The organism is Streptomyces sp. NPDC054961, assembly GCF_053609145.1.
In genome coordinates this window covers 295,925-313,864 of the sequence record NZ_JBSGWY010000002.1, presented here as the reverse complement: position 1 = coordinate 313,864, position 17,940 = coordinate 295,925, and the positions used below count along the sequence as shown (strand labels likewise).

Sequence of the window (17,940 nt, the reverse complement as noted above, 5' to 3'; positions counted from 1 at the left end):
CGTAGGCTCGGCGCGTGGATCATCGTGTTCTGCGGCGCCTCGCCGCCCTCGCCGTCGCCGTCCTGTTCGCCCTCACCACGGGCTGTACGGGCGGTTCCGTGCAGGGGCGACCGGGCGCTTCGGGCGTGCGCGATCCGCTCTTCCCGAAGGCCGGGAACGGTGGCTACCAGGTCGACCACTACGCCCTCGACCTGGACTACGACCCCGTCGGCGGGCAGTTGCACGCCACCGCCGTCATCACCGCCCGCGCCGAACACACGCTCAGCTCCTTCAACCTCGACCTCAGCGGCCTCGAGGTCGAGAACGTCACCGTGCAGGGTGCCGATGCGCGGTTCAACCGGACCGGCAACGAGCTGACCGTCCGCCCCGCCGAGGACGTGCGCCGGGGCGAGGTCTTCCGCACGGAGATCGACTACCGCGGCAAGCCCAAGGCCGTGACCGATCCGGACGGCTCCCAGGAGGGCTGGATCCGGTTCGCGGGCGGGCAGGGCGCGGTCGGCGTCGGGGAGCCGATCGGGTCGATGGCCTGGTTCCCGGGCAACCACCACCCGAGCGACAAGGCCACGTACGACATCACGGTCACCGTCCCCAAGGGCTACGAGGCCGTGTCGAACGGCGAACTGCGTGCGCGGACCGACGCTCCGGCCAAGGACAAGGACAAGGACAAGGACAAGGACAAGGACGAGGGCGAAGGACCGGGGAGCGGCGGGCGGACCGTGTTCGCCTGGCACAGCCCCGAGCCGATGGCGAGCTACCTGGCGACCGTCGCCGTCGGGAAGTTGACGGTGACCACCGGCCGCACCCCCTCCGGGATCCCCGTCTACGACGCGGTCGCGCCCACGGAGGCGGTCGCGAGTGCGCCCGTGCTCGGGAGGCTGCCGGAGATGGTGGAGTGGGGCAGCGGCAGGTTCGGCCCGTACCCCTTCTCCTCGACGGGCCTGATCGTGCTGCCCACGGGAACGCTCGGCTACGCGCTGGAGACGCAGACCAGGCCCGTGATCTCCGGGGCCCCCACCGGCGAGGAGGGCACGCTGCTGGTCCTGCACGAGCTGGCCCACCAGTGGTTCGGGGACTCGGTGTCGCCGGAGTCCTGGAAGGACATGTGGCTCAACGAGGGCTTCGCGACGTACGCCGAGTGGCTCTGGTCCGAGGACCATGGCGGGCCCAGCGCACAGCAGCACTTCGACGCCTACCTGGCCGGGGACACCGACGTCGACGCGGCGGCCGGTTCCGACTGGTACGCGTTCCCGCCGGCCGCCCCGCCGGGGCCCGAGGACATCTCCGAGGCCCCGGTGTACGGGCGCGGGGCGATGGTCCTGCAGCGGATCCGGCAGGAGGTCGGCGACGAGAAGTTCTTCGCCCTGCTGCGGGGCTGGGCCGCCGACCACCGGCACGGGAACGCGACCACGGCCGAATTCACCGCCTACGCGCAGGAGAAGACGGGCCACGACCTGAAGAAGGTCTGGGACGTGTGGCTGTACGGCAAGGAGCGGCCCAAGGCCCCCTAGGGGCCTCAGGCCTCAGGCCTCAGGCCGCCGGCCGTGAGCCGTGAGCCGTGAGCCGTGAGGCCGTGACGCCCAGATGGGTGACGCCCCGACGCCCTGACGCCACCGCGCCCGTCGGGTCCACGGCGCCCGTCGGGGTCCACCGCGCCCGGCGCTTCCGCGCCCTCCCGCCTACAGCGCCTTGCGCAGGACCGTGCAGGGGCGGCCGCCCTCGCGGTCGGCGGCCCGGCGCAGGGCCGTGTACCCCTGGGACTGCCAGAAGGCGAGGCCCTTGGGGTTGTTGTCGAGTACGGCGATCCGCAGGCCCGAGCGGCCGGCGGCGCGGAAGCGGTCCTCGACCTGGGTGGCCACGGCGCGCCCGTGTCCCTCGCGGTGCGCGGTGGCGTCGATGAGCAGCAGGCCGATCCACGGGTCCGGGTCTTCGGCGGCCGGGTCCGGGTGGTGCGCGAGGGTGGCGGCCAGGCCTACGAGGCGGCCGGCGGAGAGGGCGAGGAGGATCTCGGCGCCCTCGTGGGCGAGCTCGTCGGCGAGGGCGGCCGCGACCTGTTCGACCGTGATGCGGCCGGGGTCGGGGAAATCGCCGGTGAGCTCGAAGAACGCGTGGTTGGTCGCGTAGAGCGTGGCGATCTCGGTGAGGACCGGGCCCGGTAGGGCGCCGTCCTCGACGGGGGTGAGCGGCATGAGGATCACCCGGCGAACGGTAGCGAAGCCCCCTCCCCGGACGGCCGGGAGGGGGCTCGGCCGCGCTGGCGCCCCGGGCCGGTGAACGTCGGCCCGCCGGGACGTCGGCGCCGGACTAGACGTTGACGCCGAAGTCCTGGGCGATGCCGGTCAGGCCCGAGGCGTAGCCCTGGCCGACGGCGCGGAACTTCCACTCGGCGCCGTTGCGGTAGAGCTCGCCGAAGACCATGGCGGTCTCGGTCGCCGCGTCCTCGGAGAGGTCGTAGCGGGCGATCTCGGCGCCGCCGGCCTGGTTGATCACGCGGATGTACGCGTTGCGGACCTGGCCGAAGTTCTGGCTGCGGGTTCCGGCGTCGTAGATCGAGACCGGGAAGACGATCTTGTCGACGTCGGCCGAGAGGCCGGCGAGGTTGACGTTGATCGACTCGTCGTCGCCCGAGCCCTCGCCGGTGCGGTTGTCACCGGTGTGGACGATGGTCTGGTCCGGGGTGGACTTGTTGTTGAAGAAGACGAAGTGGCCGTCGGAGACGACCTTGCCCATGGGGTTGACCGCGATGGCGGACGCGTCGAGGTCGAAGTCGACACCCGTCGTCGTGCGGACGTCCCAGCCGAGGCCGACCGTGACGGCCGTGAGGCCCGGGGCCTCCTTGCTGAGCGAGACGTTTCCGCCCTTGGAGAGGCTTACTGCCATGGTGACTGGTGTCCCTTCCTAGTCTCACTTGGGCCGTGAGATGCCCAAGCCAAGTTACCGCTGACCTCCATAACGCGGGGAGGGGGCCGGTAGGTTCCTTCGACCTCGGATTCTCCGCCCGAAATGCGGGTGACGGGGCCGTGGCGGGGCGGGATCATAGGGGGCATGCCTGGTCCCCATGTCATCCGCGGTTCCGTCGTGCTCCCAGAGGGCGAGCTCGCCTGGCGCTTCTCGCGGTCCTCCGGGCCGGGCGGGCAGCACGTGAACACCTCCGACTCCCGCGTGGAGCTCCTCTTCGACCTGGCGGCGACGAAGTCGCTGCCGGACGTGTGGAAGGAGCGCGCGCTGGAGCGCCTCGCGTCGCGCCTGGCCGACGGGGTGGTGACGGTACGGGCCTCCGAGCACCGCTCGCAGCTGCGCAACCGGGAGATGGCGCTGGTCCGGCTGACCTCGCTGCTGGCGGAGGCGACGGCGCCGCCGCCGAAGGCGCGGCGGGCGACGAAGATCCCGCGGGGGATCAACGAGCGGCGGCTGCGCGAGAAGAAGGCCCGCGGCGAGACGAAGCGGGGGCGCACCGCGCGGGACTGGTGACCCCCCGGGCCCCGGCGGCTACGGCAACGGCGGCTACGGCGCCAGGTGGCGGTAGCGGCCGCGGAAGTAGGTCAGGGGCGGGGAGTCCGGCGAGGGCTGGGCGGCGCCCAGGACGCGGCCGATGACCAGGGTGTGGTCCCCGGCCTCGACGCGGTTCTCCGTACGGCACTCCAGGGTGGCGAGGGCATCGGTCAGGACCGGGGCTCCGGAGAACTCGCCCCGCGTGTACGGCAGGTCCGCGAAGAGCAGGCGGTCGCTGATGCGGCCCTTCATCGAGAACCGGCTCGCGACCTGGAGATGGTGGTCGGCGAGGACGGACACCGACCACAGCGGCTGTTCCGCCAGCAGGTCGTCCATCCGCGAGCCCTCGCGCAGGCTGACCAGGACCAGGGGCGGGTCCATGGACACGGACATGAAGGCGGTCGCCGTCATGCCGACGTCCTCGCCGGGGCGGCCGCCGGCCCGCAGCGGGGGTTCGGTCGCGGTGATCAGGCAGACGCCCGCCGCCAGTCGGGACATCGCGGCCCGGAACTCGTCGTTGCTCACTCCCTCAGGATGGGGCGTGAGCGGGGGAAGGGTGGTCGCGGGGGTCGTTTTCGGCACAGGAGGGACGCTACTGTCGCCCTCCTGCGCGGCACATCGGGCTCAGGTCCGAGCCGCGTCCCCGCCCGACGACCTAGGCCCGGCGTATCTTTTGCTCCCGGGAACGAACCGGCAGGAGAGGGGAGCGCTCCCAGTCAACGCGGCCGTGGCACGGGCGTGGCGGGGGTGCGGGGCGGGTCACGCGGTACACCTTTTTTCACCTCATGTGACTTGAGTCACAGAGGGCAAGATTTGTTGACCCTGTGTACCTGCCGCACAGCTCACTGTGATTCAGTGGACGGGACACCGCAACGAAACGCCGATGACAAACCTGGAGTTGCTGTCGAGGTCTCGGGGAGAGCGAGCAATGGAGACCGAGTCGGAGCCGTACGTCCGTCTTGCGACCCTGCGGCAGCTGCACCAGGTGGTGGCCGAACTCAATACGGCCAGGAGCCTGGCTGACACCCTGCAGACCGTCGTGGACGGCATCGTCGTGGGACTCGGTTACGAACTCGCCTGTGTCAACCTCGTGCGCCCGGACGGGGATCTCGTCGTCGCCGCCTTCGCCGGCGATCCCGCGGCCGAGGCCCTGATCACCGGCCGCGTCGGCTCGCGCCCCTCCTGGGAGCGCCGCCTGACGATGGGTGAGAACTGGGACGGCCTCCGCTTCATCCCGCACACCGAGGGCTGGGTCCTCATGGAGGACGACGTCCCCCAGTGGCACACCGAGGGCCCCGACCCGCGCTTCGAAGACGAGTGGCACCCCGAGGACCGGCTCTACGCGCCCATGTACGCGTCCGGCGGCGAGCTCCTCGGCGTGATCTCCGTGGACCGGCCGCGCAACGGGCGCCGGCCCGGCGCCTGGGGCCGCGAAGCGCTCCAGATGTACGCCTTCCAGGCTGCGATCGCGATCAGCAACGCCCGGCTCCGCGCGAACATGCAGCGGGCCCTGGTGCGGCTCGAGCGCGAACAGCAGGCGCTGCGCGCCAGCGAGGAGTCGTTCCGCCAGGCCTTCGAGTACGCGCCCAGCGGCATGGCCATCGCCGAGATGGGCGGCGACCAGCACGGCCGCCTGCTGCGCACCAACGACGCGCTGTGCCGGCTGCTGGGGCGGCCCGCCTCCGTGCTGCGCCGGTACTCCTTCTCCGACCTCGTCCACCCCGAGGACATCGGCACCCTGCTGCGCACCTCCGCCGAGGGCGGCCGCGCCGAGCTGCGGCTCGGCCGGCGCGACGGCACGTACGTATGGGTCTCCCTGCGCAACTCCGTCGTCGCGGACGCCGCCGACGGTCCGCGTTTCCTCCTCACCCACGTCGAGGACATCGAGGAGCGCAAGCGGCACGAGCTCCAGCTCGCCCACCGGGCCAGCCACGACTCGCTGACCGGCCTGCCCAACAGCGCCGAGCTGCGCTCCCGGCTCGGCGCCCGGCTCTGCCGGCTGCCGCAGTCCGTGCGGGCCACCGCCGTCGAGGCGCTGGACGCGGCCTTCGAGTCCCGGCCCGCGGTGGACGGGGGCTCCGGCGAGCACGGCTTCAGGCCCGACGGCTTCTCCGACCCCTTCGAGTTCCCCGGCGGACCGGCGGGAGCGGGCGCCACGGGCCCCGGGCCCGGCGGCCCCGGCTCCGCCGCGGTGGGCCCGTACGACCACCACGTGCACACGGTCGCGCCCTCGACCGAGATCGACGACGGGACGAAGGGGCTCGCGGTGCTCTTCTGCGACCTCGACGGCTTCAAGTCGATCAACGACCGGTTCGGGCACCACACCGGGGACGCGGTGCTGATCGAGGTCGCCCGGCGGTTGACGACGGGCGTCAGGGACGGGGACACCGTCGCCCGGCTGGGTGGTGACGAGTTCGTCGTCCTCGCGGACGGACTGGGCGCCGCCGACGCCGCCGACCTCGCGGTCCGGCTGCGCAACGCGATCATCCCGCCGATCCGGGTGGACGGCCGCGCGGTCCGGGTGGGAGCCAGTTTCGGCATCGGATGGGCGAGCTGCGGCATGTCCGCGGACGAGGTCTTGCGCTCCGCCGACCAGCGGATGTACATCGAGAAACGATCCCGCTCGAAGGCCCACCGCCGGGCCGGGTGAGGTTGCCGGACACCCGTGGGTCCACCTGTTCGGGGTAGGCTCGCCGCGGTCGAAAGGAGTGACCTGCGATGACGACGCCCGCGAACAACAGCTCGAACGGTGGGGCGAACAAGCCCGAGGACGAGGATCCGTTCGGTTACCTCTACGAGGACGGCCAGGCCGCGGGAGCCACCCCGCCCGGCCAGGGCGGCGGGTACGGCTACCCCGGGTCGGTCGGCGGTCAGCCGGGCGTGCCCCGGACCTCGTACAACCAGGTCCGCACGGTCGGTGACCGGCCCTACGGCGGCCAGCGCGGCCAGGTCCCGCAGCAGCAGCCTCCGGCCTACCAGGCGCAGTACCAGGCCCCCGAGGCGCTCCAGGCGGGCGGCTACGGCGTTCCGCCGCAGCAGCAGCCCTCGACGTCGTACACCCAGCCGATCGCGCCTGCGGGCGGCGGTCACGGCGGGGGTCACGGCAGCGGTGGCGGGTCGAGTCGCAAGGGCATGCTCATCGCGGCCGTCGCGGTGGTCGTCGCGGTGGCGGTCGGCATCGGCGCGGCGCTGGCCTTCGGCGGCGACGACAAGGACAAGGGCGACAAGAACGAGGCGAAGCCGGGCGCGAGCCAGCCGTCCGTCCCGCAGCCTTCGGCCGGCCAGCCCAGCGGCTCGGCGACGCCGGAGGCCGAGCTGCCCAAGGGCGACGCGGGCGGCCCGGGCATGGTGATCAGCGGCGGCGCGGCGCTGTCGAACGCGGTGCCGGGCGCGAAGAGCGCGAGCGGCCAGTACGTCGGCAACTTCAACCAGCCGGGCGCCGCGGTGACGTGGACGCTGGACCTGCCCAAGGAGGGCACCTACCGCCTCTACGTGCGCTTCGGCATCCCGGGCGAGGACGCGAACGGCACCCTCGCGGTCAACGGCAAGCCCAACGGCTCGCCGCTGAGCATGCGCAACTTCGCCAACTCGCCCAAGGGCGACTGGGAGAAGGGCTGGCAGACCACCTGGGGCCCGGTGACCCTCAACAAGGGCACCAACACGATCAAGCTGTCGTGCGAGGCCGGCAACAAGTGCCAGGTCAACATCGACCAGCTCTGGCTGCAAGAGGGATCTCCCAACCCCTGATCCCCGGTTGCCGGCGCCGCGTCAGGCGCTAGTCCGCCGTGACCTTCACCGACCCCCGTACCTCCTCGTAGGTGCGGGGGTCGAATTCTCCCGCCGCGGGGGCGCGGACCGTGGCCGCCGAGAGGGCCACCGCGCGGACGAGGCGGTCCGGCCAGTCCAGGCCCTCGACGAGGGCGGAGAGCAGGCCCGCGACGGCGGAGTCCCCGGCGCCGGTGGGGTTGCCCGCCAGGGTCCGGGGCGGGGCGGCCTGCCAGGTGCCCCGGTCGGTGGCGGCGAGCAGGCCGGCCGGGCCGAGCGAGGTGACCACCGTGTGGGCGCCGCGCCGGCGGGCGTCGCGGGTGGCGGGCAGCGGGTCCCGGGATCCGGTCAGCTCGGCGAGTTCGGCCGCGTTCGGCTTGATCATCTCGGGGCGGGCGGCGACCCCGCGGCGCAGCGCCTCGCCGCTGGTGTCCAGGAGGACGGGCACGCCGGCCGCGCGGGCCGCCCGTACGAGGGTGGCGTAGGCCCCGACGGGTACGCCCGGGGGCAGGCTGCCGCACAGGGCCACCGCGCGGGCGCCGTCCGCGAGCAGGGCCTCGTAGCGGGAGAGGAACAGCGACCACTCGGCGGAGGTGACGAGCGGGCCGGGCTCGTTGAACTGCGTGGTGTCCCCGGAGGCCTCGTCGACGACGGCGAGGGTGCGGCGGGTGGTGCCCGCGCAGGGCACGAGGGCGTCGCGGACCCCGGTGGAGGCGGCGAGCAGGTCGCGGACGACGGCCCCGGTGGGGCCGCCCGCGAAGCCGGTCGCGGTGACCTCGTGGCCGAGGGCGGCGAGGACGCGGGCGACGTTGAGGCCCTTGCCGCCGGGCCGCTCCGCGACGTCGCCGACGCGGTGGGAGGCGTGCGCCCGCAGGCGCGGAACGCGGTAGGTGACGTCGAGTGCGGTGTTGAGCGTCACGGTAAGGATCATGGCGTGCCCCGGTCTCGGTGTGTGCCGGGATCATGCCAGGGGGCACCTCCCAGCGGTAGCTGGGGGAGGAGAGCGGCCGGCCCGGTACCGGGGGCCGACCGCTTTGCTCAGCCCTGTGCCGCGAGCGGTGCGACGACCCATTCGCCGCGCCGCATGACGCCCTTGACGTCGAAGGCGGCGTCGAGGACGACGAGGTCCGCGTACTTGCCGGGCTCCAGCGAGCCGACCCGGTCGTAGAGGCCGATGAGCTGGGCCGGGTTGGCGGAGATCGCCTGGACCACGGACTCGACGGGGAGCTTGTCGATGGTGACGGACCGTTTGAAGGCGGTGTCCAGGGTGAGGGTGGAGCCCGCGATGGAGCCGCCCTCGACGAGGCGGGCGACGCCCTGCTTGACCTCGACCTCGAGCGGGCCGAGGTGGTAGATCCCGTCGCCGAAGCCCGCCGCGTCCATCGCGTCGGTGATCAGCGCCACCCGGTGCGCGCCCGCGTGGTGGAAGGCCAGCTCCAGCATGGCCGGGTGCAGGTGGGTGCCGTCGTTGATCAGCTCGACGGTGACCCGCTCGTCCTCCAGCAGTGCGGCGATCGGTCCGGGGGCGCGGTGTTCCAGGCCCGGCATCGCGTTGTAGAGGTGGGTGGCCACGGTCGCGCCCGCGTCGATGGCCTCGCGGGTCTGGTCGTACGTGGAATCCGTGTGGCCGATCGCGGCGATGACCCCGTGCTCGGCCAGCAGCCGTACGGAGTCCAGGCCGCCCGGGAGCTCGGTGGCGAGGGTGACCATGCGGGCGGCGCCGTGCGCGGCGTCGATCAGCTTGCGGACCTCGGCCGGGTCGGGGTCGCGCAGGAGGTCTTCCTTGTGCGCGCCCTTGCGGCAGGGGTTGATGAACGGGCCCTCGAAGTGGATGCCCGCGATCTCGCCCTGCTGGGTCAGTTCGGCGAGCAGTGCGGCCCGGCGGGCCAGTTCGTCGAGGTCCCCGGTGACGGTGGAGGCGACCACGGTGGTCGTGCCGTGCTCGCGGTGGGTCCGCACGCCCTTGAGGACTTCCTCGGCGGTGCCGGAGGTGAAGGACGCGCCGCCGCCGCCGTGGTTGTGCATGTCGACGAAGCCGGGGACGATCCAGTGCCCGGAGAGGTCGAGGACGCGGGCGTTCTCGTGGGCGCTGCCGGCGATGCGCTCGCCGTCGACGATGAGGCGTCCGCCCTTCACGGTGCCGGTGGGCAGCACCACATCGGCACCGGAGAGAACGGTACTGCGGCCCACATGTGCGCTTCCGGACATCAGGCAGGTACCTCCGTGGCGAGTAGATCCCAGGCGAGCAGGCCTGCGCCCAGGCATCCGGCGGTGTCCCCGAGGGCCGCCGGAACGATGTGGGGCAGCCGCTGGAACGTGACGCGTTCCTCCACGGCCGTCCGGAGTGGTGTGAACAAGGTTTCCCCGGCCTCCGCCAACCCGCCACCGATGATCAGCGTGCGCGGGTCCAGCAGTGTGATCGCGGTGACCAGGCCGTCGGCGAGCGCGCCGATCGCGGCGAGCCAGATCTCCTCGGCCGCGGCGTCACCGGATTCGACGGCCTTGGCGCAGTCGGCGGCGTCGGCCGCGGGGTCGCCGGAGGCCGCCGCCCAGGCGCGGCTGACGGCGGAGGCGGAGGCGAGGGTCTCCAGGCAGCCGTACTGGCCGCAGCCGCATTCGGGGCCGCCGGGGCGGACCACGATGTGGCCGATCTCGCCGGCGTAGCCGTGCGCGCCGGCCTCGATGCGGCCGGCGATGCCGATGGCTCCGGCGATTCCGGTGCCGAGGGGGACGAACAGGAAGCGGTCGGCGCCGCGGCCCGCGCCGATGCGGCCCTCGGCGAGTCCGCCCGTGCGGACGTCGTGGCCGAGGGCCACCGGGATGCCGCCGAGGCGTCTGCTGAGCAGTGCGCGCAGGGGTACGTCGCGCCAGCCCAGGTTCGCCGCGTAGACGGCGATCCCGTTCTCGGCGTCGACGATGCCGGGGACGGCGACGCCGGCGGCGCAGGCGGCGCGGCCGAAGCGCTCCCGGCCGAGGTCGAGGAGCTCGGCGGCGAAGTCCTGGATCGTCTCGACGACGGCTTCGGGTCCGCGCTCGCGGCCGGTGGCGCGGCGCGCTTCGTGGAGCAGGCTGCCGTCGTCGGCGACGAGGGCGGCCTTCATCCCGGTGCCGCCCACATCGAGGGCGATGACGTGTTTCACGGGTTTCACGGGTGACAGTCTCGCGTGCTCGGAGGGGAAAGGTCTAGTCCACTGGGAGGGATTGTTGAGCAGCCATACAAATTCGGGGCCGAGGCCGGTGCGCGGGCCGGTCCGTGGCCGGTCGGCGGCACCTCGCGTGCGGACCGCGTGCGGGCCGTGTGCACGTTCGGGGCCGGATGTTGACGGGGGGCGGTGGTGGTGTAGACCTTTACGCGAACCGAACGGAAACAACCTGGGGTGGAACGAGAACTGTGAAGGCCCGATACCTGAACCTGGCCGCATCCGGCGTCGCGCTGTGCCTGACCGCCGTGACGCTGAGCGGCTGCGGAGCCGTCTCGGGCATCACCGGGAACAACGAGGTCACCCTGCGGGTCGTGGCGGCCGACTACGGAGACAATGCGGAGAACTCCTCCAAGGGCTACTGGAAGGACCTCGCCGCGTCCTTCGAGAACACCCACCCCGGCATCAAGGTCCAGGTCGAGGTCTACTCCTGGTCCGAGGTGGACGCCAAGGTCGCCGCGATGGTCAAGGACGGCAACGCCCCCGACGTCGCCCAGATCGGCGCCTACGCCGACTACGCCGCCGAGGGCAAGCTCTACTCCGCCGACGAGCTGCTCTCCGTGCAGACCGAGGCCGACTTCCTCGCGCCGCTCGCCGAGGCCGGCAAGGTCAAGCGCGTCCAGTACGGCCTGCCCTTCGTGGCCAGCACGCGGCTGATGTTCTACAACGAGAAGCTGCTCGCCGACGCCGGGGTCATCGGCAAGGACGCCAAGGGCCCCTGGCAGCCCAAGAGCTGGACCGAGCTGGAGGCGGCCGCCAAGAAGCTCAAGGCCGCCGGAGTCCCGACCCCCTTCGCGCTGCCCCTGGGCCGCGAGGAGGCGCAGGCCGAGACGATGCAGTGGATGCTCGCGGGCGGCGGCGGTTACAGCGACAACGAGGAGCAGTACTCGATCGACTCCGCGGACAACGTGAAGACCTTCGAGTTCCTGCGCGACAAGCTCGTCGGCGGGGGCCTGACCGGCCCCGTGGAGCCGGCCAAGCTCGACCGCCAGGCCGCCTTCGACTCCTTCACGCGCGGCGAGGTCGGCATACTCAACGGCCACCCGACGCTGATCAAGCAGGCCGCGGCCAAGGGCGTGAAGTACGGCATGGTCCCCATGCCGACCGCCGACGGCACCGAGCACTCGACGATGGGCGTCGCCGACTGGGTGATGGCCTTCAAGAACGGCCACCCGAAGGAGGCCGGGAAGTTCCTGGACTTCCTGTACGAGCCGAACAACCAGACCGCGTTCACCGAGAAGTACGACCTGCTCCCCGTCACCACCAGCGGCTACCGGCAGACGGAGGCCTCCACCGGCGCCTCGTCGGCGCAGCTGAAGACCTTCCTGCACGCGCTGCCCAACGCCCGGCTGTACCCGGTGGGCAAGAAGTCCTGGGCGGGCGTGAGCGAAGAGATCAAGAAGAACATCGGCACGACCGTGCAGCCGGGCGGACAGCCGGCGAAGGTCCTCGGGGACATCGCGGACGCCGGGCGCAAGGCGGACACGCACTGAGCGGGGGGCGCGCCGCCTGAACGGGGGGCGCACCGCCTGAACGGGGGGCGCGCCCGAGCGGCGCGCGCCCGGATGCGGACCGGTGAGCCGGCACCGGTGGCGGGCGGGCCGTGGCCGGGTGGGTGTCGGTGCGCGGCGTTAATCTGGCCGTATGACGGACGAGGGGCGGCCGGCGGCCGGGCTGACCGCGGAGGAAGCGGCGGTGCTCGCCTACGAAGGCCGGACCTGGCCCGGTCCCGGGGCCAAGGAGCGGGCCATAAGGGAAGGGCTGGGGATGCCCCCGGTCCGGTACTACCAGCTGCTCAACGCGCTGATGGACGATCCGAGGGCGCTGCGGCACGCGCCGGGCACGGTGAACCGCCTGCGGCGCATCCGTGAAGCCCAGCGGGCAAGGCGGTAGCGGCGTTCCACGCGCCGTAGCCGTGGCCCGGTGGGGCCGTTAGGGTCGACGGTATGGGGAGCGATCCGCACGACCTGCCGATGCCCGAAACCGCCGCCGGACGCGAGGGGCTCGAAGCCCTCCTCCGCACACCGCGCCGATCCGTCGTCGCCCTCGATTTCGACGGCACCCTCGCCGAGATCGTTCCCGACCCCGGCCAGGCCCGCGCCCATCCCGGCGCCGTCGCCGCGCTGTCCGCGCTCGCCCCCGAGGTCGGATCGGTGGCGGTCGTCACCGGCCGGCCGGCCGGTGTCGCCGTCCGCTACGGGGGCTTCGCCGGGGTCCCCGGCCTGGAGCACCTGGTGGTCCTCGGCCACTACGGAGCCGAGCGGTGGGACGCCGTGACCGGCATCGTGCGGGCTCCGGCGGAGCATCCGGGGGTGGCGGCGCTCCGGGCGGAGCTGCCGGGGTTCCTGGACACGATCGGCGCGTGGCGGGGGACGTGGATCGAGGAGAAGGGCCAGGCCCTGGCCGTCCACACCCGCCGGGCACAGGACCCGGAGGCCGCCTTCGAGGCGCTGCGCGAGCCCCTGGCGGGGCTGGCGGCGCGGCACGGGCTGATGGTCGAGCCGGGCCGGGCCGTCCTGGAACTGCGGCCGCCGGGGATGGACAAGGGCGTCGCCCTGACGGAGTACCTCGCGGAGGTCGGGGCGCAGTGCGTGGTGTACGCCGGGGACGACCTGGGGGACCTCGCGGCGTTCTCGGCGGTCGAGAAGCTGCGCGCGGGGGGCGTACCGGGGCTGCTCGTGTGCAGCGGATCGGCCGAGGTGCCGGAGCTGTCGGCGCGGGCGGACCTGACGTTGTCGGGGCCGGCGGAGGTCGTGGCGTTCCTGGCCGCCCTGGCCGCGGCCATCGGCGCCTCCTGAGGCAGAGCCCGGCGGGGCCCTGCCTCGGGCGGAGCTACAAGCGGGCCAGCTGGGCGCGGAACCAGGGGGCCGGGGGGAGGGCCGTGGCGGCCGCGGCCAGGCGCTTGGTGCGCTCCGCCCGCTCCGCCTCCGGCATGGACAGCGCCGCGTGCAACGCCTCCGCCGTCTCCGTGACGTCGTACGGGTTCACCGTCAGCGCGTCCCGGCGGAGCTCCTCGTACGCCCCCGCGCCCGTCGACAGCACCAGCACGCATCCCGCGTCCGAGACCACCGGGATCTCCTTCGCCACCAGGTTCATCCCGTCCCGCACCGGGTTCACCAGCGCCACGTCCGCCAGCCGGTAGGCCGCCAGCGAGCGCGCGAAGTCGTCCTGCACCGAGACGAGCACCGGCTGCCAGTCCGGCGTGCCGAACTCCGCGTTGAGCGAGGCCGCGAGCTCCGTCACGTCCTGCGTGTACGCGCGGTACACCGCCAGGTCCTGCCGGGAGGGATAGGCGGAGGCCAGGTGGACCACCCGGCCGCGCCACTCGGGGTGGGCCGTCAGCAGCTCCCGGTACGCCAGCAGGCCGCGCAGGATGTTCTTCGACAGCTCCGTCCGGTCCACCCGGACGATCGTCTTCAGGCCGCCGACCTCCGCCCGCAGCGCCGCCAGCTTGTCGTTGACCTCGGGCCGGTGCGCGAGCGCCCGCAGCTCGTCCCCGTCCACGCCCAGCGGGAACACCGCGACCGGCGCATCCGCCCCCGCCGAGGCGGTGAACTCCCGGGCCCAGGCCTCGGTGTGGAAGCCCACCAGGTCGGCGCCGAGCATGCCGCGCAGCAGCTGCTCGCGGATGTCGGCGGGGAGCAGCCCCAGGTAGTCCGGCGAGGCCCACGGGGTGTGCGTGAAGTGGCCGATCCTCAGGTCCGGCCGGAGCTCGCGCAGCAGTCCGGGGGCGAGCGCCAGGTGGTAGTCCTGGATCAGGACCTTCGCGCCCTCGGCGGCCTCCTCGGCCAGGGCCCGGGCGAAGGCCTCGTTGTAGGTGACGTACGACTGCCAGCGCCGCCGGAACCCGGCGTCGAAGACCGGCTCGCGCGGGACGTCGTACAGGTGGTGGTGCAGGAACCACAGCACCGAGTTCGCGATGCCGTTGTACGCGTCGTCGTACACCGCCGGGTCGATGTCGAGCATCCGCACGCCCGGCTCGGCCACGCCCCGGCGTACCGCCTCCCGGTCCGCGTCCGAGAGCGCGGCGCAGATCCACAGGGCGTCCGGCTGTTCCGCGAGGGCGGTGGAGAGGCCGGAGACGAGGCCGCCTCCGCCGCGGCGGGCACCGAGCGTGCCGTCCGGGGCGAGGGCGTACGAGAGCGGGCCGCGATTCGCGGCGACGAGAACCTGGGAAGCCATGCGGCGAACCTAGCCCGACCCGTGCGCGATCAAACGTCCGTGCCCGCGCGTCCGGCGTACCGAGACGAAGACCACGCCGCCGGGGCGGCCCCGGGCGCCGGTGCGGACGCCGGGACCCCCGGGGACCCGGTCATGCCACGCGACGCCGCGCGTACTCCTCCATGTCCCGCATCGGCGGCCGCTCCTCGGTGTCCACGGCGTAGGTGTGCGGGACGAAGCCGTCCGGTCCGCGCTCGAACTGCGTGAGCTCCGGCCGTACGAGGTGCCCGCGCGAGAGCCGCAGCAGCGCCGTCCGGTAGATCGCCGCGGCCATCCGCCCCAGCGCCTGGCCGTCCTGGTGGCGGTGGAGCCGTACGCCCACGTCCACCTGGCCCAGGGCGTCCAGGCCGACCGTGTGCAGGGCGTCCACCAGCAGGCCCAGCTCGACGCCGTACCCGACGGGGAACGGCAGCCGTTCCAGCAGGTCGCGGCGCACGGCGTACTCGCCGCCCAGCGGCTGGACGAAGCCCGCCAGCTGGGGCCAGTGCAGGTTGAGCAGGGGGCGGGCGACCAGCTCGGTGACCCGGCCGCCCTGTCCGTGGGTCCCGGCCGCCGCGAGTCCGCCGAACTCCGGGCCCAGTGGGCGGTCGTACATGGCCTTGACGAAGCGGACCTCCGGGTCGGTCAGCAGCGGGCCCACGATCCCGGACACGAAGGTGGCCGAGAAGTCCCGCAGGTCGGCGTCCACGAAGCAGACGATGTCCCCGCTGGTGACCAGCAGCGAGCGCCACAGCACCTCGCCCTTCCCGGGCAGGGCCGGCACCCGCGGCAGGATCTCGTCACGGTGCACCACCCGGGCTCCGGCCTTGGCGGCGACCTCGGCCGTACGATCGGTGGAGCCCGAGTCGATCACGACCAGCTCGTCGACCAGCGGCGTGCCCTCCCCGTCCATCAGATCGCGCCGGATCACCTCGACGATGGCCCCGACCGTGGCCTCCTCGTCGAGCGCGGGCAGCACCACGCTGACCGTCGTGCCGGCTGCCCGTTTGGCGGAAAGCAGCTGGTCGAGCGGTCGGTCGGCGGCGGACCAGGAGCGGGCGGCAAGCCAGCGCTCCACCTCTTCCAGCACCTTCGGGACTCCTCTGTCGGTCGGTGGAGCACCGGCGTTTTCCGCCGGATTGTGATCCATCTCGCGGTTCGGACGGCTGTCTCAACCATCCGGGCCTTCGGTTACAGTCTTGAACAACGCGAAGGCCCACCGCATGCCGGGGGGCCTCGCGCACAAACGCCCAGGCGCGCCGCAGAGCGTGTCGCCTGGTGCCATACCGCTCATCCAGAGGGGCAGAGGGACACGGCCCGTTGAAGCCCCGGCAACCCTCCAGTCGGTTCTCGCGATCGCCTACGCGGCAGATCGGTCGAGGTCCCCGGCTAGGGAAGGTGCCAATTCCGTCTCATGGCGACGTTCGTCATGGGGAAGATGAGGAGAAAGGGCCTCGCCATCATGGCTGCACAGACTGCCGAAACCTCTGCTGGAACCTCCGCTCCCGGCGCCACCGTCGATCTCGGTCCCGCCAACGGCCTTTCCTGTCGCGAGTGCGGCACCCGCTTCGCGCTCGGCCCGATCTTCGCCTGCGCCGAGTGCTTCGGCCCGCTGGAAGTCGCGTACGACCTGCCCCTCGGTGATCCCGAGGCGCTGCGCGCCGCGATCGAGGCCGGCCCGAACAACATCTGGCGCTACGCCCCGCTGCTGCCCGTCCCGGCGGACGTGGCCTCCAAGCCGAGCCTGAACCCGGGCTTCACCAAGCTCGTGGACGCGCGGAACCTGGCCAAGGAGCTGGGCGTCACCGGCGAGCTCTACGTCAAGGACGACTCCGGCAACCCGACGCACTCCTTCAAGGACCGCGTCGTGGCCATCGCCGTCGAGGCCGCCCGCGCGTTCGGCTTCACCACGCTCTCCTGCTCCTCCACCGGCAACCTGGCCGGCGCCGTCGGCGCCGCGGCCGCCCGCGCCGGTTTCCGCTCCTGCGTCTTCATCCCGCACGACCTGGAGCAGGGCAAGGTCGTCATGGCCGGTGTCTACGGTGGCGAACTGGTCGGCATCGAGGGCAACTACGACGACGTCAACCGCTTCTGCTCGGAGCTCATCGGCGACCCGCTGGGCGAGGGCTGGGGCTTCGTCAACGTCAACCTGCGCCCGTACTACGGCGAGGGCTCCAAGACCCTGGCCTACGAGATCTGCGAGCAGCTCGGCTGGCGGCTCCCCGACCAGATCGTCATCCCGATCGCGTCCGGCTCGCAGCTCACGAAGATCGACAAGGGGCTGCAGGAGCTGATCAAGCTCGGCCTCGTCGAGGACAAGCCGTACAAGATCTTCGGTGCCCAGGCCGAGGGCTGCTCGCCCGTCTCGACGGCCTTCAAGGCCGGTCACGAGGTGGTCCGCCCGCAGAAGCCGAACACCATCGCCAAGTCGCTGGCCATCGGCAACCCGGCGGACGGCCCGTACGTCCTGGACATCGCGCGCCGCACCGGAGGTTTCGTCGAGGACGTCAACGACGAGCAGGTCGTCGAGGCCATCAAGATCCTCGCGCAGACCGAGGGCATCTTCGCCGAGACCGCGGGCGGCGTGACCGTCGGCGTGACGAAGAAGCTCATCGAGAACGGTCAGCTCGACCCGACGCTGACCACGGTGGTCCTGAACACCGGCGACGGACTCAAGACCCTGGAGGCGGTGGCCGACGACAGCGGCCAGACCGCCACCATCCGTCCGAGCCTGGACGCGTTCCGCGCCGCCAACCTGGCCTGATCTCCCTCCCTGCACACCGGAAAGGCAGTAGCGCCATGAGCGTCAACGTCCGCATCCCCACCATCCTGCGCACCTACACCGGCGGCAAGGCCGAGGTCCCCGCCGAGGGCACGACCCTCGCCGAGGTCATCGAGTCCCTGGAGAAGAGCCACCCGGGCATCGCCGCCCGCGTCCTGGACGACCAGGGCAAGCTGCGCCGCTTCGTGAACGTCTACGTCAACGACGACGACGTGCGCTTCGAGGGCGGGCTGCAGGCGTCCACGCCGGACGGCGCGGGCGTCTCGATCATCCCGGCCGTCGCGGGCGGCTGCTGACCTCTCGGGCCTTCCGGCCGGCCCGGCCGGCGCGCGCTCGGTGCGCACGACCCTGAATTGCCCCCCCCCGTAAAAAAAGGCGGGGGGCAATAAGGGTGGTTTTGCCGGGGGGGGGGGGGGGGATACCCACCCGCCCCGGAGTCCGAGTGCGGGGGCCGGTGTTTCACCCGGCCCCGGGCGGGCCCGCGCCGCAAGATGTACTACGCTG

17 protein-coding genes and 1 riboswitch are annotated in these 17,940 nt (G+C 72.6%); of the genes, 9 read left to right on the top strand and 8 right to left on the bottom strand.

Annotated elements, in window-relative coordinates; translation table 11 throughout:
- The first annotated feature begins 14 nt into the window (after positions 1–14).
- Positions 15–1,508: a M1 family metallopeptidase gene (locus ACWF9Z_RS03620; protein WP_453597021.1), complete on the top strand. Its 1,494-nt coding sequence runs from the start codon at positions 15–17 to the stop codon at positions 1,506–1,508.
- A gap of 168 nt (positions 1,509–1,676) precedes the next feature.
- Here ACWF9Z_RS03620 and ACWF9Z_RS03615 read toward each other — a convergent pair whose 3' ends face one another.
- Positions 1,677–2,186, bottom strand: coding sequence for an N-acetyltransferase family protein (locus ACWF9Z_RS03615; RefSeq protein WP_453597230.1), 510 nt, complete (start codon positions 2,184–2,186; stop codon positions 1,677–1,679).
- Positions 2,187–2,301: 115 nt separating this feature from the next.
- On the bottom strand, positions 2,302–2,877 hold the full coding sequence (locus tag ACWF9Z_RS03610; protein ID WP_356656411.1) for a TerD family protein: 576 nt from the start codon (positions 2,875–2,877) through the stop codon (positions 2,302–2,304).
- A gap of 165 nt (positions 2,878–3,042) precedes the next feature.
- On the opposite strand from ACWF9Z_RS03610, the gene arfB reads away from it, so the two are divergent.
- On the top strand, positions 3,043–3,468 hold the full coding sequence (gene arfB / locus ACWF9Z_RS03605; protein ID WP_453597019.1) for an alternative ribosome rescue aminoacyl-tRNA hydrolase ArfB: 426 nt from the start codon (positions 3,043–3,045) through the stop codon (positions 3,466–3,468).
- Positions 3,469–3,501: 33 nt separating this feature from the next.
- Here the strand turns inward: arfB and ACWF9Z_RS03600 are convergent, their stop codons facing one another.
- Positions 3,502–3,987, bottom strand: coding sequence for a flavin reductase family protein (locus tag ACWF9Z_RS03600; protein ID WP_453597228.1), 486 nt, complete (start codon positions 3,985–3,987; stop codon positions 3,502–3,504).
- Between the two features lie 430 nt (positions 3,988–4,417).
- Here ACWF9Z_RS03600 and cdgB point away from each other — a divergent pair, with 430 nt between their 5' ends.
- The gene (cdgB, locus tag ACWF9Z_RS03595) at positions 4,418–6,139 is read left to right on the top strand and encodes a diguanylate cyclase CdgB (RefSeq protein WP_453597017.1); all 1,722 of its coding nucleotides are present in this window, start codon (positions 4,418–4,420) and stop codon (positions 6,137–6,139) included.
- Positions 6,140–6,207: 68 nt separating this feature from the next.
- Entirely contained in the window at positions 6,208–7,236 is a 1,029-nt protein-coding gene (locus ACWF9Z_RS03590; RefSeq protein WP_453597016.1) for a CBM35 domain-containing protein, read from the top strand.
- Between the two features lie 28 nt (positions 7,237–7,264).
- On the opposite strand, the gene ACWF9Z_RS03585 is transcribed toward ACWF9Z_RS03590, so the two are convergent.
- From ACWF9Z_RS03585 to ACWF9Z_RS03575, 3 genes are all read right to left on the bottom strand, one after another.
- Positions 7,265–8,185, bottom strand: coding sequence for a 1-phosphofructokinase family hexose kinase (locus ACWF9Z_RS03585; protein ID WP_453597014.1), 921 nt, complete (start codon positions 8,183–8,185; stop codon positions 7,265–7,267).
- A 107-nt stretch (positions 8,186–8,292) separates the two neighbouring features.
- On the bottom strand, positions 8,293–9,462 hold the full coding sequence (nagA, locus tag ACWF9Z_RS03580) for an N-acetylglucosamine-6-phosphate deacetylase (protein ID WP_453597012.1): 1,170 nt from the start codon (positions 9,460–9,462) through the stop codon (positions 8,293–8,295).
- Positions 9,462–10,394 carry an ROK family protein gene (locus ACWF9Z_RS03575; RefSeq protein WP_453597226.1) on the bottom strand — a complete coding sequence of 311 codons (933 nt, stop codon included), beginning with the start codon at positions 10,392–10,394 and terminating at the stop codon, positions 9,462–9,464. Before ACWF9Z_RS03575 ends, nagA begins: the two co-directional genes overlap by 1 nt.
- A 251-nt stretch (positions 10,395–10,645) precedes the next feature.
- Between ACWF9Z_RS03575 and ACWF9Z_RS03570 the strand changes: the two genes are divergently transcribed.
- The 3 genes from ACWF9Z_RS03570 (at position 10,646) to otsB (ending at position 13,252) form a co-directional block, all read left to right on the top strand.
- Positions 10,646–11,947 (top strand): extracellular solute-binding protein, encoded by a 1,302-nt coding sequence (locus ACWF9Z_RS03570; RefSeq protein ID WP_453597010.1) that lies wholly within the window; start codon positions 10,646–10,648, stop codon positions 11,945–11,947.
- 151 nt (positions 11,948–12,098) lie between these two features.
- On the top strand, positions 12,099–12,347 hold the full coding sequence (locus ACWF9Z_RS03565) for a DUF3263 domain-containing protein (protein WP_453597008.1): 249 nt from the start codon (positions 12,099–12,101) through the stop codon (positions 12,345–12,347).
- A 53-nt stretch (positions 12,348–12,400) separates the two neighbouring features.
- Positions 12,401–13,252 carry a trehalose-phosphatase gene (otsB, locus tag ACWF9Z_RS03560; RefSeq protein WP_453597006.1) on the top strand — a complete coding sequence of 284 codons (852 nt, stop codon included), beginning with the start codon at positions 12,401–12,403 and terminating at the stop codon, positions 13,250–13,252.
- A 34-nt stretch (positions 13,253–13,286) separates the two neighbouring features.
- Here the strand turns inward: otsB and ACWF9Z_RS03555 are convergent, their stop codons facing one another.
- The gene (locus ACWF9Z_RS03555; protein ID WP_453597004.1) at positions 13,287–14,636 is read right to left on the bottom strand and encodes an alpha,alpha-trehalose-phosphate synthase (UDP-forming); all 1,350 of its coding nucleotides are present in this window, start codon (positions 14,634–14,636) and stop codon (positions 13,287–13,289) included.
- Between the two features lie 130 nt (positions 14,637–14,766).
- Positions 14,767–15,744 (bottom strand): glucosyl-3-phosphoglycerate synthase, encoded by a 978-nt coding sequence (locus tag ACWF9Z_RS03550; protein WP_453597002.1) that lies wholly within the window; start codon positions 15,742–15,744, stop codon positions 14,767–14,769.
- A gap of 197 nt (positions 15,745–15,941) precedes the next feature.
- Positions 15,942–16,099, top strand: a riboswitch (SAM riboswitch).
- Here ACWF9Z_RS03550 and thrC point away from each other — a divergent pair.
- Positions 16,093–17,418, top strand: coding sequence for a threonine synthase (thrC, locus tag ACWF9Z_RS03545; RefSeq protein ID WP_453597224.1), 1,326 nt, complete (start codon positions 16,093–16,095; stop codon positions 17,416–17,418). It overlaps the preceding riboswitch by 7 nt.
- Positions 17,419–17,453: 35 nt before the next feature.
- The gene (locus tag ACWF9Z_RS03540; protein WP_453597000.1) at positions 17,454–17,732 is read left to right on the top strand and encodes a MoaD/ThiS family protein; all 279 of its coding nucleotides are present in this window, start codon (positions 17,454–17,456) and stop codon (positions 17,730–17,732) included.
- Positions 17,733–17,940 lie beyond the last annotated feature (208 nt).

Excerpts from the sequence above, each read along its gene's own strand:
- ACWF9Z_RS03540 (WP_453597000.1), top strand. The coding sequence starts at position 17,454 with ATGAGCGTCAACGTCCGCATCCCCACCATCCTGCGCACCTACACCGGC.
- cdgB (WP_453597017.1), top strand. The coding sequence starts at position 4,418 with ATGGAGACCGAGTCGGAGCCGTACGTCCGTCTTGCGACCCTGCGGCAG.
- ACWF9Z_RS03590 (WP_453597016.1), top strand. The coding sequence starts at position 6,208 with ATGACGACGCCCGCGAACAACAGCTCGAACGGTGGGGCGAACAAGCCC.
- ACWF9Z_RS03565 (WP_453597008.1), top strand. The coding sequence starts at position 12,099 with ATGACGGACGAGGGGCGGCCGGCGGCCGGGCTGACCGCGGAGGAAGCG.
- ACWF9Z_RS03610 (WP_356656411.1), bottom strand. The coding sequence starts at position 2,877 with ATGGCAGTAAGCCTCTCCAAGGGCGGAAACGTCTCGCTCAGCAAGGAG.
- ACWF9Z_RS03615 (WP_453597230.1), bottom strand. The coding sequence starts at position 2,186 with ATGCCGCTCACCCCCGTCGAGGACGGCGCCCTACCGGGCCCGGTCCTC.
- nagA (WP_453597012.1), bottom strand. The coding sequence starts at position 9,462 with ATGTCCGGAAGCGCACATGTGGGCCGCAGTACCGTTCTCTCCGGTGCC.
- arfB (WP_453597019.1), top strand. The coding sequence starts at position 3,043 with ATGCCTGGTCCCCATGTCATCCGCGGTTCCGTCGTGCTCCCAGAGGGC.
- ACWF9Z_RS03555 (WP_453597004.1), bottom strand. The coding sequence starts at position 14,636 with ATGGCTTCCCAGGTTCTCGTCGCCGCGAATCGCGGCCCGCTCTCGTAC.
- otsB (WP_453597006.1), top strand. The coding sequence starts at position 12,401 with ATGGGGAGCGATCCGCACGACCTGCCGATGCCCGAAACCGCCGCCGGA.
- ACWF9Z_RS03600 (WP_453597228.1), bottom strand. The coding sequence starts at position 3,987 with ATGTCCCGACTGGCGGCGGGCGTCTGCCTGATCACCGCGACCGAACCC.
- thrC (WP_453597224.1), top strand. The coding sequence starts at position 16,093 with ATGAGGAGAAAGGGCCTCGCCATCATGGCTGCACAGACTGCCGAAACC.
- ACWF9Z_RS03585 (WP_453597014.1), bottom strand. The coding sequence starts at position 8,185 with ATGATCCTTACCGTGACGCTCAACACCGCACTCGACGTCACCTACCGC.